This window comes from Niveispirillum sp. GW835-FHT14G11 (genome assembly GCF_058793615.1).
Genome location: NZ_JBXAFZ010000012.1, coordinates 93,905 through 107,031 on the forward strand (window position 1 = coordinate 93,905; position 13,127 = coordinate 107,031).

At 66.6% G+C, this 13,127-nt stretch carries 13 protein-coding genes and 1 tRNA gene; 7 read left to right on the plus strand and 7 right to left on the minus strand.

The window, feature by feature from the left end:
* The first annotated feature begins 15 nt into the window (after positions 1-15).
* Complete coding sequence (locus AC1Q7F_RS21595; RefSeq protein WP_492510606.1) at positions 16-1,014, plus strand: sodium-dependent bicarbonate transport family permease; 999 nt, start codon at positions 16-18, stop codon at positions 1,012-1,014.
* 5 nt (positions 1,015-1,019) lie between these two features.
* Entirely contained in the window at positions 1,020-1,913 is an 894-nt protein-coding gene (locus AC1Q7F_RS21600) for a LysR substrate-binding domain-containing protein (RefSeq protein WP_492510607.1), read from the plus strand.
* Between the two features lie 16 nt (positions 1,914-1,929).
* On the opposite strand, the gene AC1Q7F_RS21605 is transcribed toward AC1Q7F_RS21600, so the two are convergent.
* The 5 genes from AC1Q7F_RS21605 to AC1Q7F_RS21625 all read right to left on the minus strand — a co-directional run bounded on the left by AC1Q7F_RS21605 (position 1,930) and on the right by AC1Q7F_RS21625 (position 7,981).
* On the minus strand, positions 1,930-2,604 hold the full coding sequence (locus tag AC1Q7F_RS21605; RefSeq protein ID WP_492510608.1) for a class I SAM-dependent methyltransferase: 675 nt from the start codon (positions 2,602-2,604) through the stop codon (positions 1,930-1,932).
* Positions 2,573-3,631, minus strand: coding sequence for a 4-hydroxybenzoate octaprenyltransferase (gene ubiA / locus AC1Q7F_RS21610; protein ID WP_492510609.1), 1,059 nt, complete (start codon positions 3,629-3,631; stop codon positions 2,573-2,575). Before ubiA ends, AC1Q7F_RS21605 begins: the two co-directional genes overlap by 32 nt.
* A 79-nt stretch (positions 3,632-3,710) precedes the next feature.
* The gene (locus AC1Q7F_RS21615; protein ID WP_492510610.1) at positions 3,711-6,746 is read right to left on the minus strand and encodes a DUF2339 domain-containing protein; all 3,036 of its coding nucleotides are present in this window, start codon (positions 6,744-6,746) and stop codon (positions 3,711-3,713) included.
* A 103-nt stretch (positions 6,747-6,849) separates the two neighbouring features.
* On the minus strand, positions 6,850-7,107 hold the full coding sequence (locus AC1Q7F_RS21620; RefSeq protein ID WP_492510611.1) for a hypothetical protein: 258 nt from the start codon (positions 7,105-7,107) through the stop codon (positions 6,850-6,852).
* A 52-nt stretch (positions 7,108-7,159) separates the two neighbouring features.
* On the minus strand, positions 7,160-7,981 hold the full coding sequence (locus tag AC1Q7F_RS21625; protein WP_492510612.1) for a S49 family peptidase: 822 nt from the start codon (positions 7,979-7,981) through the stop codon (positions 7,160-7,162).
* 203 nt (positions 7,982-8,184) lie between these two features.
* Between AC1Q7F_RS21625 and AC1Q7F_RS21630 the strand changes: the two genes are divergently transcribed.
* Positions 8,185-8,886, plus strand: coding sequence for a substrate-binding periplasmic protein (locus AC1Q7F_RS21630; RefSeq protein ID WP_492510800.1), 702 nt, complete (start codon positions 8,185-8,187; stop codon positions 8,884-8,886).
* Between the two features lie 4 nt (positions 8,887-8,890).
* On the opposite strand, the gene AC1Q7F_RS21635 is transcribed toward AC1Q7F_RS21630, so the two are convergent.
* Both AC1Q7F_RS21635 and AC1Q7F_RS21640 read right to left on the minus strand, forming a co-directional pair.
* On the minus strand, positions 8,891-9,637 hold the full coding sequence (locus AC1Q7F_RS21635) for a tRNA1(Val) (adenine(37)-N6)-methyltransferase (RefSeq protein WP_492510613.1): 747 nt from the start codon (positions 9,635-9,637) through the stop codon (positions 8,891-8,893).
* Positions 9,634-9,849, minus strand: coding sequence for a putative signal transducing protein (locus AC1Q7F_RS21640; RefSeq protein WP_492510614.1), 216 nt, complete (start codon positions 9,847-9,849; stop codon positions 9,634-9,636). The genes AC1Q7F_RS21635 and AC1Q7F_RS21640 overlap by 4 nt, the downstream gene beginning before the upstream one ends.
* Positions 9,850-10,009: 160 nt before the next feature.
* On the opposite strand from AC1Q7F_RS21640, the gene AC1Q7F_RS21645 reads away from it, so the two are divergent.
* From AC1Q7F_RS21645 to AC1Q7F_RS21660, 4 genes are all read left to right on the plus strand, one after another.
* Positions 10,010-11,032 (plus strand): polyprenyl synthetase family protein, encoded by a 1,023-nt coding sequence (locus AC1Q7F_RS21645; protein WP_492510615.1) that lies wholly within the window; start codon positions 10,010-10,012, stop codon positions 11,030-11,032.
* 208 nt (positions 11,033-11,240) lie between these two features.
* Positions 11,241-11,317 (plus strand) — tRNA-Pro (locus AC1Q7F_RS21650).
* A 167-nt stretch (positions 11,318-11,484) separates the two neighbouring features.
* Positions 11,485-11,718 (plus strand): hypothetical protein, encoded by a 234-nt coding sequence (locus AC1Q7F_RS21655; protein ID WP_492510616.1) that lies wholly within the window; start codon positions 11,485-11,487, stop codon positions 11,716-11,718.
* Positions 11,719-11,769: 51 nt separating this feature from the next.
* Entirely contained in the window at positions 11,770-13,119 is a 1,350-nt protein-coding gene (locus tag AC1Q7F_RS21660; RefSeq protein WP_492510617.1) for an APC family permease, read from the plus strand.
* The last annotated feature ends 8 nt before the right edge of the window (positions 13,120-13,127 follow it).

Here is a 13,127-nt window from a genome sequence, read left to right on the forward strand (position 1 = left end):
GGGAGAGATTGAGAGATGGATGCATTATTGTCGGCGCCGATCCTGTTTTTCGGCCTGGGCGCCCTGATGGCGCTGGCCGGCGCCCGTCTTCCCTTTCCGGACGGGTTCGGCAAGGCGCTGGCGGCCTATCTCCTGGTCGCCATCGGTTTGAAGGGCGGGGTGGCGCTGGCCGGCGCCTCCATGGCGGCGGTGCTGCCGCTGCTGCTGACCGCAGCGATGATCAGCTTCGCCATGCCGGCCCTGGCCTTTGCGCTGCTGCGCGGGCCGGTGGGGCTGGATCGTGTCAACGCCGCCGCCATCGCCGCCCATTATGGATCGGTCAGCCTGGTCACCTTCGTGACGGCGACAAAGCTGCTGGAGGCACAGGGGATCAGTTTCGGCGGCCACATGGTGGCAGCACTGGCCATCATGGAGGCGCCGGCCATCATCACCGGCCTGCTGCTTTCCGGCCACGTCGGCATGCTGGCCCGCGACGGAACCGGGCAGGGGAACGGCACCATGGCCATGAGCATGGGCGGTGGCGGGGGCCTGTCATCGGCCCTGCGGGAGGCCGCGTTCAACGGATCGATCCTGCTACTGGCCGGATCGCTGCTGGTGGGTCTGGCCATTGGCACGCCGGGCCTAGCCAAGCTGTCGGGCCTGTTCGTGGCACCCTGGGATGGGGCGCTGTGCCTGTTCCTGTTGGACATGGGCCATCTGGCGGCCAGCCGCATGCGCCAGGCGGCGGCCCTGAACCTGCGGCTGCTGGGTTTCGGGCTGGTCATGCCTCTGCTGGGCGCGGCGATCGGGCTGTCGGCCGCCCTGCCGCTGGGGTTGGGGCTGGGTGACGCGACGTTGCTGGTAACGCTTTGCGCCTCCGCCTCCTACATTGCGGTTCCGGCCGCCCTGCGCCATGCCTTGCCGGACGCCGATCCGGGCCTGTCGCTGCCCTTGTCGCTGGCCGTGACCTTTCCCTTCAACATCCTGGTCGGCATTCCGCTTTACCTAATGGTCTGCCGGACCCTGCTTGGATAAGCCTCATGCCCGTCCCCCTGCCGCCCTTCGATCTGGACCTGCTGCGCAGTTTCGTCACCATCGTGGAGGCGGGGGGCGTGACACGCGCCGCCGAACGGCTGGGCCGGACCCAATCCACGGTCAGCCTGCAGGTGAAGCGGCTGGAAGAGGGGCTGGGCCGCCGGTTGTTCCAGCGGGACGGAAAGTCGTTCGAGATGACGGCGGAGGGAGAGCGATTGCTGACCTATGCCCGCCGGCTTCTCAGTCTGGCCGGCGAAGCCAGCGCGGCGCTGATGGAGCCGGAGGTGGGGGGTACGGTCCGCCTGGGCACGCCGGAGGACTTCGCCACCACCCACCTGCCGGACATCCTGTTCCGTTTCGCCCGCGCCCATCCGCAGGTGGCGCTGGAGGTGCGGTGCGACTTCACGGCCAACCTGCTGGACGGTTTCGCCCAGGGTGATTTCGACCTGATCCTGTGCAAGCGGGAACCACAGGGTCCCGGCGACGGGTTGCGGGTCTGGCGCGAACCGCTGGTCTGGGCGGCCTCTCCCCGGCTGCTGCTGTCGCCGGACCAGCCGGTGCCGCTGGTGCTGGCACCCTTACCCGACCTTTATCGCCGTCGCGCGCTGGAGGCGCTGGATCGATCAGCCATCCATTGGCGCATCACCTATACCAGCCCCAGCCTGGCCGGCATTCAGGCCGCCGTCAGCGCCGGCCTGGGCGTCACCATCCTGTCGCGCGACATGCTGGCGGCGGGGTTCCAGGTGGTGGATGCCAGCCTGGGCCTGCCCGACCTGACCGATATGGAGATCGCCCTGCACCGGCGGCCCGGTGCCCCGTCGAAGGCGGTGGACCTGCTGGCCAGCCATATCGTCCGCTCCCTGGAACAAAGCCCGGCGGCCAGGTCCGGCACTCATTGATATCAGCGGGTTGACATCAGCGGGCCAGCACGCGCCAGACGTCGGTGCGTCGGACCGGCTTGTCCTCCAGTTCCAGGCTGGTCGGCACGTCATGGGTGGCAAACTTCACGAGCCCCTGCGACGGCAGGTAGGCCCGGCCCGGATCCCCCACCAGTACGGTCACCCCGGCCTGCGCCAGATCGCGAAACCAGGCCAGGGCAGCCTCGGCAAAGGACCGTTCATAGCAGACGTCGCCGGCCAGCAGGACATCCACGCCCGGCAGCGGCCGGCCGATCCAGTCCTCGCTAACCGACGTCACCGCAACGCCATTCAGGGCCGCATTCAATTGCGTGGCCGCCGCCGCAAAAGGATCGATATCCAGGGCTGTGACACCGGCAGCCCCCGCCTTCATCGCTGCAATGGCGATCAGGCCGGAACCGGCCGCGAAATCGACAATTCTTTTCCCGGCCACCAGCGCCGGATCATCGGCGATCAGTCGCGCCACCGCCTGTCCGCCGGCCCAGGGAAAGGCCCAGAAGGGCGGCGGCACGCCGTTGGCCTCCAGCCAGTCGGCCGTCGCGTGCCAGATGGGCGTGATCTCCGTCGCCTGCCACAGCATGACATCGGGGTGCAACGGCACGGGTGCCGGCGCGGTATGGGCGCGGATGAAGGCGGTGGGATCAGGGCAGGCTGGGGTTGGGGGCAAGATCAAGATCGGCCAGTTTCAGCATCGGCTGCTGCATATAGGGTTTGGGCAGGCCGCGGCTGCCACCGGGCGCGAAACCACCGCCGCCATGCGGGGCGGGCGGCAGACTGGCGATGCCGATGATGATGGCGACCAGCAGCGCCATGCCGACAAAGCGCGCAGCCTTGAACTGCGCCAAGCTGTCGGCCGGATCGTTGATGTCCCAGCCCCGCACCTGCATGACCATCAGGGTGCCGGTCACCAGCAATGGCACGGCGATGCCCCAGAACATGCCCGTCGGCTCCAGCGCCAGCAACCACAACACAAAGGCCCCGGCATAAAAGCCACCGACCCAGCGCCGCGAATCATTGCCGAACAGCAGGGCTGTGGACTTGATGCCGACATGGGCATCATCGTCACGGTCCTGGTGGGCATAGATCGTGTCATAGCCGAGCGTCCACAGGATGCCGCCGGCATAGAGCAGGACCGGCTGCCAGCCGAGGTCACCGCGCACCGCAGCCCACCCCAGCAGCGCCCCCCAGTTGAAGGTCAGACCCAGGAAGGCTTGCGGCCACCAGGTGATCCGCTTCATCAGGGGATACGCACCGACCAGCAGCAGCGACGCCACCCCCAGCGCAATCGCGAATCCATTCAGCTGCAGCAAGATGACCAACCCGACCAGCAACTGCGCCACCAGGAAGGCGACAGCGCGCTTCACGCTGACCTGGCCGCTGGGGATGGGGCGGACCTTGGTGCGCTCCACCCGGGCGTCCAGGTGGCGGTCCAGGATATCATTGATGGTGCAGCCGGCACCGCGCATGACCACGGCGCCGATGCCGAACAGGGCCATCAACCACAGGTCCGGCCAGCCGCCAGCGGGTGCGGCCAGGGCAATGGACCACCAGCAAGGCAGCAGCAGCAGCCAGGTGCCGATGGGCCGGTCCAGCCGGGCCAGCCGCGTATAGGGACGCCACGCCACCGGCAGGTAGCGGTCGATCCAACCACCGGCCCTGATATCAGTATGGCCGGCGTTCGTTTCGGTGGCGTGCGTCATGATGCGCGCATCTTATCGTTTCCCCGTGCGGGCGCATAGGGGGCGGATTGCATGGCCCCAGATCACCCACGGTTCAAGCTTACGCCCGCACCTCATGCGGCAGACCCGGCATGGTCTTACGATATAGCGCGCCCACCGCGATCAGCGATAGGCCCAAACCGAGGAAGGACAGGATGCGCAAAACCCCTTCCAAGCTTTCCATGTCCCAGAGGAACACCTTGACCACGGTCACCAGCAGCAAGCCCAACCCGGCCAATCGCAGGTCCGCCTGCCGCCGCACCAAACCCGTCACCAGCAGCACCGCGGCCGTCACGATTCCGGCCCCGGAGTAAGTGTACAGTTCAGCGGCCGGCAGCCCCGCCACACGAGCCATCTCTTCGCCATGGAAGACATGGCGGATGACCATCGTCACGAAGGCGATGAATGACAGGAAGGACAGGAAGCGCGTTGCCCTTCCCCGGCCCGGCACCAACAGCAGCAGAACCGCCGGCGCCAGATAACAAAGGAGTAGCTGCACGATAACCGGCGCCGGCCCCCAGGGGTAGACAAACGGCGTCACCGGGTTGCAAAGAATGCCGGTCACCACAACGGCATGGACAACACTCAGCGACAGCAGGAATTTTGCAGCCACCTCCACCGTCTGATGAGCGAGGAAGCGACCACCCCAGCGCTTCACCACCACGGCCAACGCAAACCAGATCACGCCGCGCAGCCCGGTCTCCAGAAGGTCGAGCCACGGATCCTGTATCGTGTCGTCGATCATCACCTTCGTGACCAGCGGCAGATAGAGCGACAGCAGCAGCAGGGCCACAAGTTCCATCGCCGGCCGGAATGCGGGCAACGGCGGACGGCGGGCGCCCGCCAGCAGCAAGGGTACGGGAAGCAAGTAGGCCAGGGTGAGTTGCACGGCCAGGGCCCACCCGGCGGCGGGATGCCAGGTGAAAGCGGGATTGGCCCAGAGAACCTGCACCATGATGATCTGCCCCGTTGCCAGGACGATCAGCAGGCCTGACCAGACCAGGGCCGCTCTGCGACTGCCCAGGAATTCTCCCCGATAGGCGACGGCAACGGCACCGCCGAGCCAGACCAAACTGCGCAACGATGTCTCGAACAAGTCCATACTGTCGCCGCGCAGCGTGCCGTCGGTCCAAGCCTTCAGCTCCAGCGTCAGGCCGACCATAAGCAGGGTGAAAGCTGTCGCCTCCATCCCCTGGCCAACCTTGTCCCGTACCGTGCCGGCGGAAAGGCGCGCGGCGGCGAAAATCAGGGCAGCGGCACCCCCCATGGCCCAAAGGGGCCAATGCACTGGCGGGACCAGCGCATAGTCGAGCGCGGCCGGATTGACCAGAAACCGCAGCAGCACACAACTGCAAAGAGCTCCTGTCGCCCACCGTAGGCCCGGCAAGGGATCAGAGCGGCCCCATATCGCCGCGACAACCACCAGTCCGGCGAGGACCAGGGTCAGCAGCGGACCCGAGAGCCATATCCAGGCCAACAGCGCAGCAGCCAGCATGGTCAGGAAGGCAAAGGGGCTTACTGTTCGGCCCAGCTCTTCCCCTTCGATATGCTCTTCCAGCAATTGCCGATAAACGGAGCGGGTCAGGAATAGGGCGACGGCACCGATGACCACCAAGGCCAAACTAAGCAAAGGGTCCATTCCCCCGCTCCCTTCGCGCATCCGGAACATCGCGAACGTGAGCAGGGTGATAGCGGGAGCCGCGCCGGCCGCCGTCATCAACAACGGACGGCCACCAGCAGGGTTGGTGGCCGCAGCGGCGCCCACGCCCAGATGGAGAAGGCAGATGCCGGTCAGGGCGATGAAGCCATAGATGTCCATCCCCCCAGGCGGAAGGCTGTCCACATAGAACAGCTCCGCCAGCAAGGCCAGCGCGGCGCCGACCAGCGCCAGCCACTCACGCGAGTAATCGTCGCGGGAAAGATGGACCGATATCATGTAAGTGAGCACCACCGCGATCCAGCGGGCCGGACTGCCCATATAGGAAGGCGCCATGGCCAGGGCGAAGCAACACGCCAGGACGGCGGCGATGGCCTGGGCTGCTTGAAGCGGCATACGATCGGGCCATTCCAATTGTCGCATGGCGAGCAACAAGCCGGGTCCTCCCAGCAGATGCAACAAGGCCCACCAAGCCTTCAAGGGTGCTCCCGGCACCACGAGCATGAGCAGGAAGCCCCAAAGCGCATAGCCGCCAACCGCCACGAACAGCAGCCACGGCGTGCCGATCCTCCAGGCGACGGCCAGCGTCGCCGCATAGAGCACCAGCACCCACCCGACCAAGCCGCCCAGCGACGGATCCTCGCTGGGGATCAAAAGCGGCAGCAGCATGCCCGCAGCCACGCCCAGCAAGCCAACGAACGGCCCCTGCGGAAAGGCAAGTGCCAGGGCACCACCGCACAGGGCAGCCAGCAGCGCGAAGGCCACGCCGGGCCCGATCAGGCTGTGCAGGGCGAAGCTGGCATAGATCGCAGCGAAAATGACCGCCAGTCCGGCTGCGGTCAGTGCCAAGGGCACTTGGTCCGGCCTGAGGCGCACGACGGCTCTCGCCATCGGGCGACGCCGCAGCCACTCCCCGGCGCCGATCATGGCAGAGCCTGCCAGCGTCGCCAATATCATACGCGCCGCAGGCCCTAGCAATCCCGCCTCCACCGCGTACTTCGCGAGGAAGATGCCGGCCAGGGCTATGGTAACACCGCCCAACCAAACCAGCCAACGGGTGGCGAACGTCTGTTCGAAGCTTGGATCGGACGGCAGCGGCCCCTGCGCCATGCCAGCGACCGTCTCAATGGCACCCTCTGCGGGATCGGCCATGACTGTTTCCGTCATGAGCGGAACCGAAGGCTCAGGTTCCGCCACCTGCGGTGGGGCCGGCACGGCCATCGTGCCATGCGTCGGTGCCGGCTCAAATGGCGGTGGCGCAATGATAACGGGAGCAGTTGCCTCCTGGGGCATTGCGGCACGTGCCCGAAGATCGGCGACGGCCAAGCTCACCGCCGCCAATTGCTGCCGCAGTTCTTCAACCTCACTCTGGGCACGCGCCGCCTTGGCGATGGCAACGAACAACAGAGCGAAGACGGCCAGCCACAGAAGAACCTCCAACATGCCCTCCGTAGCTCTCCACACTGACGGAATGGTTGCTGTGCTCCACCCTTATCGTCAAGCAGCGTGTGCAGACACTTGGGGTTTAATCGGAAATATCCCCCTACCCTGGACAGCCCGGCGTGCCGCACCGGCCGCTGCCGGCCGCTGTATAGACGCCGCAGACGGGGCATTTCGCCATGTCCTGCGCGTCCACGGCCGGGGACTTTCGCCCGCCCGCCTTGGTGGTCCCCTTGGGATTGGCCTGGGCCCCGCCATTGCGGCGCAAAGCCTCCTCCCGCTGGCGCTGGATCTTGCCCAGCAGGCGGAAGGCGAACCAGACGATGGCCAGCAGGCCGACCAGGGTGATGATTTTCGACAAGGAGATCATGGGCGCCAAAATTGGGTCAAGCCGACGGGATGGGCAAGCGAAATCACAGGCCGAACCGCGCGAACGCGGCGCGCTCGGCCAGGGTGTCCGTCACGCCTTCCGCCATGGTGCGAGCATCCAGCCCGATCAGCCGGCCCAGGCCCGGCCGGCGCGGCGGGTTGACCATGCGGATCTGCACCTCGGACCCGAACCGCTCCCGCAGCGTGCCGCGCAGGTCGCCCAGCCGGTCCACCAGCCCCAGTTCCAGCGACCGGCGCCCGGTCCAGAACGCCCCTTCGAACAACTCATTCTCCGGCGCCGTCAGGCGGGGGCCGCGGCGTTCGCGCACCCATTGCTTGAACGCCGCATGCATGTCGGCCTGCAGCCCTTTCAGATGCGCCACCTCGTCGGGCTTTTCGGCCTGGAACGGGTCCAGCATCCCCTTCGACGTGCCGGCCGTATGGACACGCCGGTCCACGCCCAGCTTGTCGATCAGGCCGGTGAAGCCGAACCCGGCGGACACCACGCCGATCGACCCGACGATGGAACATTCGTCTGCCGTGATCTCGTCAGCCGCCGCCGCCAGCCAGTAGCCGCCACTGGCCGCCACATCCTCCACAAAGGCCAGGACGGGCACGGATTTCTCCGCCGCCAGCGCCCGGATGCGCCGGGCGATCAGGGCCGACTGCACGGGCGACCCGCCGGGGGAATTAATGGACAAGGCCACGGCCGCCTGATCGCGCGGCGCGAAGGCCCGGTCGATGTCATCGGCCAGCGTTTCCAGCGACAATCCCCGCCGCCCCATGCCGATTGGTCCCGACAGGCGCAGCACCGACACCAGCGGAGAAACCGGCAGGCCGGTGAATTTCCTGAAGCGGCGCATCATGGGCGGTAACATCCTCCAACGGGGTAACGTGAAGGACAGATGGGGGCGATGGTCCCGCTCCGGTAGCCCCACCCCATACGAAAGATTCGCCTGAGGATTTGACCGGACAGCCGGTCGAGTGCAACTTGTCTTCTATGACGAACGTCCGATCCACAACCCGACTATTGATATATGTATTGGCGGCATTCTGCGGCCTGTTGTCGGTGAATCTTGTGGTCCTTTATGCGCGTGCAGAGCCGCCGACCATCGACCTGATGGCGGTGCAGACGCCGCCCATGGCCATGGACGATGCCGATGAGCCCGGGGCCGTGCTGGCCCTGGTGTTGGCGGCGGTGGAGCGCGCCGGCCTGAAGCCCAATGTCAGCTTTCTCCCCTGGCGCCGCGCGCAGGAAATGGTGACCGGCGGCAAGGATATGCTGATCGCGCCCCTGACCATGTTGCCGTCACGGGCCGACAAATTCACCTGGATCGCCCCGATCTGCCGTATCGAACGGTCCATTGCCAGCCTGAAATACCGCATCGACAGCCTGGAGCAGGCCCGCGCCGAACGCCGCATCCTGGTGGTCGGGGCCGGCAGCGCCCAGGACCAGCAGTTGCGCGATATGAGTTATCCGGCCGAGCTGATCGTCACCACGCCGCTGGGCACGCGCGAGGCGGAGATGCTGGCCAGCGGTCGGGTCGATGGCTGGTACAGCGGCACCCAGCAGATCCGCTGGCGCTGGCAGCGGGAGGGACGGCAGGAGGCGTTGATCATCGGTGATCCGGTCATTATCGACCAGATCCAGCTGGGCTGTTCACGCGACTGCGACCCAACCCTGGTCGCGACCCTGCGCAGTGCCCTGCAAAGTCTGCGCGACGACGGCACCGCCGACCACGTCCTGGCCAAATACGCACTTCATTACTGAGCGTTCACACGTCCAGCGCCGCGCCGTCGCGCAGGATCGCCTCCACCTGCGGCGTATATCCCTGCCCGTCGCCATGCAGGACCAGCCCCGGCAGCAGCAGCAGCGGCCCCTTCGCATCCCGCCGGGCCGTGACGATCACCCGCTTGGCCGGCACACCCGCGCGCGGCCATAGCGGCAGCAGGCGTATATCCCCGAAACGCCCCATCAGCAGCGACAGCAGATGGTCCAGCCGTTCGGCCGGATAGATCAGGGTCAGACGCCCCCGGCTTTTCAACAGCCGAAGCGCCGTCCGCACAAACCCCTGCAGATCACCCACCCCCTCCCCATGGCTGACCGCCTTGTGACCGCTGGCCGAGGGTGTGTGCCGGCCGGCCGGCCAGAAGGGCGGGTTGGAAAAGACATGGTCGAAGCCATTCATCCGCAGGTCCGCCGGCGGGGCCGCCACATCGCCCCCCAGTACCGCCACCCGGTCCGCCAGCCCGCTGGCCACCGCCCCCTGCCGGGCCAGATCGGCGGCCAGCGGCTGGATCTCAAGCCCGGCGACGGCAAGGCCCGGTACCCGCGCCGCCAGGCACAGCAAGGCCGCCCCCGTGCCGCAGCCCAGCTCCAGCACCGCCTCTCCCGCCACGGCCGGCACCGATGCCGCCAGCAGCACCGGGTCGATGGCGGCACGATAGCCCTTTACCGGCTGGAACAAAGTGACGCGCCCCCCCAACAGAGGCGTGCGATCGATATCAATGCCGCCGGTCACGCCGTCACCGTCAGCCCGGCCGCGCGCAGCAGTTCACGCGCCGTCACCAAATCTTCATCCGCCACGCAAAGTCGGCGGGGAATCGCCCCGATGCTGCCCTCCAGCACCGCCATGTGCTGGTCCAAAAGCATGGACAGGATGCCGGCATCGGCCAGAACCGACTGCGCGAAACTGAGTTCGACCGGATCGTTGCTGCGGATCAGCGGCTGCATGCGGGCATCCATCCCATGGAGTTTCAAGGCGGACATGCCGCACGCGGACGCGGCAGGGCCTTGACCCGGCAGCCTTCCCCGCTATGCTCCCCCGCGATCCCCAGGCCCGTCAACCGGGCTTGTCGTCTTTTGCCGTCTTCTCGCGATGGAGCCTTGACCCGTGGCCACCGTGACCACCCTCGATCCCAAGCGCCGGAAGCCGGAAACCAACGCGCTCGACACTCTTGTGGCCCTGGTGGCCCAGGATCTGGCCGACGTGAACGAGATCATCGTCAACCGGATGCAATCGCCGGTCGCGCTGATCCCGCAGCTGGCCGGTTACCTGATCGCCAACGGCGGCAAGCGCCTGCGCCCCGTGCTGACGCTGGCCGCCGCCAAGATGTGCGGCTATACCGGAGAGACGCACAAACCACTGGCGGCCTGTGTGGAATTCATCCATACGGCCACGCTGCTGCATGACGATGTGGTGGATGAAAGCGACCTGCGCCGCGGCCAGGCCAGCGCCAATGCCGTCTATGGCAACAAGTCGTCGGTGCTGGTCGGCGATTTCCTGTTCTCCCGCGCCTTCCAGGTGATGGTGGAGGCGGGGTCGCTGGACGTGCTGCGCATCCTGTCCAACGCATCCGCCGTGATCGCCGAGGGCGAGGTGCTTCAGCTCATGACCTCCAACGACACGGAGACGAGCGAGGAAGCCTATCTGGAGGTGATCAAGGCCAAGACCGCGGAGCTGTTCGCCGCCGCCTGCCGCATCGGCGCCGTCGTGGCCGGCCGTTCAGCGGCGGAGGAGGAGGCGCTGCGCTCCTACGGCCTCAACCTGGGCATCGCCTTTCAGCTTGTCGACGACGTGCTGGATTACTCCGCAGCCCAGGCACGGCTGGGCAAGAGCATCGGCGATGATTTCCGCGAGGGCAAGATCACCCTGCCCATCGTCCTGGCCTTCCGCCGTGGCGACGACGCGGAACGCACTTTCTGGCGCCGGACCATGGAGGATCTGGACCAGGGGGAAGGCGACCTGGAAGAGGCCATCGCCCTGATGAACAGCCACAATGCGCTGCGCGACAGCGTGGAACGCGCCCGCCATTACGCGTCGGTCGCCCGTGACGCCCTGGGCCTGTTCCCGGCCGGCCCGGTGAAGCGCGCCCTGCTGGATGTGCTGGAATTCGTTGTGGACCGGGACTACTGATCCCCCGTCGAGACGTCGTTGAAAAGGGCCGGGATGGGACACCACCCGGCCCTTTTCATATCCACAAGACAGGCTGACGGGCGCGCGGCTGCCATGCGGGGCGGCAGAGACAGCAAAGTGCGATCTAGTGCTTGCATGGTCCCTTCGATGACGCTATACAGCCGCCCACGCAAACGACGCCCTGCGGCGCGGGTTGCGGAATATGTGACGGAGTATAGCTCAGCCTGGTAGAGCGCTGCTTTCGGGAGGCAGAGGCCGGAGGTTCGAATCCTCTTACTCCGACCATTCAAAAAGACCGGCTTCGACAATGTCGAAGCCGGTCTTTTTGTTTTCGGCCATAGCGTTGTCACGAGTCCCCCCGTATGTGGCCGCAACCTTTGTGCCCCCCGATACGTTGTGAAGGAGAGGGGTGCCATCATGGCCCCGCTTATCGTCACCTCGGGAGAGACACCATGTCCACCCACGAAAGGAAGGACGGCATCTGCGGCCAATCTTGCATCGCCGCCATCGTCGCATCGGCCCTGGCGGCCGCAATCTTGATCCATGCGCCCTCCTTCAGCGATATTGATCCACAGGCCGACGCGGTGCAGCAGGCCGAGGCGCATCAGGCCAAGGCCAAAATATCCAAGCAAAAGAAGGCGGAAAGGCTCGTCGCCGAACTGGTTAATGCCAACCCTTCACGCTAGATTGGCGTCGGGGGCCGCGATTTCCGGCGGCGGGGCAGCAGGAGGCATTGAATGACGGATCAGACGCAGCGCGAACCGACCCTGGCGCGCAACGTCAACCTTCCGCAACTGGCGCTTTATGGCCTGGGCAGCATGCTGGGCGCCGGCATCTACGGACTAATCGGCAAGGCGGCGGGGGAGATGGGCAACGCCGTCTGGCTGGCCTTCCTGGTCTCCATGGTCGCCGCGTTGCTGACCGGCCTGTCCTATGCCTCGCTCGGGTCGCGCTATCCGCGCGCCGGCGGTGCCGCCTATGTCACCCAGCGCGCCTATGGGCTGCCGCTGCTGACATATCTGGTGGGGCTGACGGTGATGGCGTCGGGCCTGACGTCGGTCGCCACGCAGAGCCGGGTGGTGGCGGAGACGCTGACCCGCCTGCCTTTGTTCGACGGGGTGCCCGTGCTGCCGCTGGCTTTGGGCTTCCTGCTGCTGATCGCCGGCATCGTCTATCGCGGCATCAAGGAAAGCATGTGGGTCAACATGGCCTGCACGGCGATGGAGGCGGGCGGCCTGCTGATTGTCATCGCCGTCGGCCTGCCCTATTGGGGTGGGGTGGACCTGCTGGAGGTGCCGCCATCGACGGGCGGCATCGATGCCGCGATGATCCTGCAAGGGGCCGTGCTGACCTTCTTCAGCTTCATCGGGTTCGAGGACACGTTCAACGTGGCCGAGGAGGTGAAGGACCCGCAGCGCACCCTGCCCTGGGCCATCATCATCGCCATGGTGGCCGCCACCATCATCTATCTGGCCGTGGCCGTCACGGCGGTCTCCGTCGTGCCCTGGCAGGAACTGGCGACGGCGTCCGGTCCGCTGGTGGAGGTGGTGAACCGTGCCGCCCCCTGGATCCCCGGTGCCGTCTTCGTGGTCATTACCGTCTTCGCCGTGTCCAACACCGCGCTGCTGAACTATATCATGGCCTCACGCCTGGCCTATGGCATGGCCAAGCTGGAGCTGTTGCCCCGGCCGCTGTGCCGGGTGCATGCAAGGCGGCGCACGCCGCATGTGGCCATCGCAGCCTTGCTGGTCATCGTCACGGCCCTGATGCTGTCGGGTGATATCGCGCAGCTGGCATCGGCCACCGTGCTGCTGCTGCTGGCGGTATTCACCGTCGTCAACATCGCGCTGCTGGTGCTGAAGCGCCGTCCGGGAGAGGCCAAGGGCGCGTTCGAGGTGCCGTCCTTCGTGCCCATCGGCGGGGCCATCATCTGCGCGCTGATGTTCTGCAACCGCCTGGTCACGGGCGACTGGCGGGCACCGGCCCTGGCCGTCGGCCTGCTGGCCGGCATCGTCGTGCTGTATCTGGTGATGCGCCCGACATGCGTCGACAACCTGGACGGTGCGGACGAGGTGCCGGTGGAGTGAGGATGGGG

What these genes read in the sequence shown, in the direction of transcription:
- AC1Q7F_RS21595 (WP_492510606.1), top strand. Translation starts at nt 16, where the DNA reads ATGGATGCATTATTGTCGGCGCCGATCCTGTTTTTCGGCCTGGGCGCC.
- AC1Q7F_RS21600 (WP_492510607.1), top strand. Translation starts at nt 1,020, where the DNA reads ATGCCCGTCCCCCTGCCGCCCTTCGATCTGGACCTGCTGCGCAGTTTC.
- ubiA (WP_492510609.1), bottom strand. Translation starts at nt 3,631, where the DNA reads ATGACGCACGCCACCGAAACGAACGCCGGCCATACTGATATCAGGGCC.
- AC1Q7F_RS21625 (WP_492510612.1), bottom strand. Translation starts at nt 7,981, where the DNA reads ATGATGCGCCGCTTCAGGAAATTCACCGGCCTGCCGGTTTCTCCGCTG.
- AC1Q7F_RS21640 (WP_492510614.1), bottom strand. Translation starts at nt 9,849, where the DNA reads ATGCAGCCGCTGATCCGCAGCAACGATCCGGTCGAACTCAGTTTCGCG.
- AC1Q7F_RS21655 (WP_492510616.1), top strand. Translation starts at nt 11,485, where the DNA reads ATGTCCACCCACGAAAGGAAGGACGGCATCTGCGGCCAATCTTGCATC.
- AC1Q7F_RS21660 (WP_492510617.1), top strand. Translation starts at nt 11,770, where the DNA reads ATGACGGATCAGACGCAGCGCGAACCGACCCTGGCGCGCAACGTCAAC.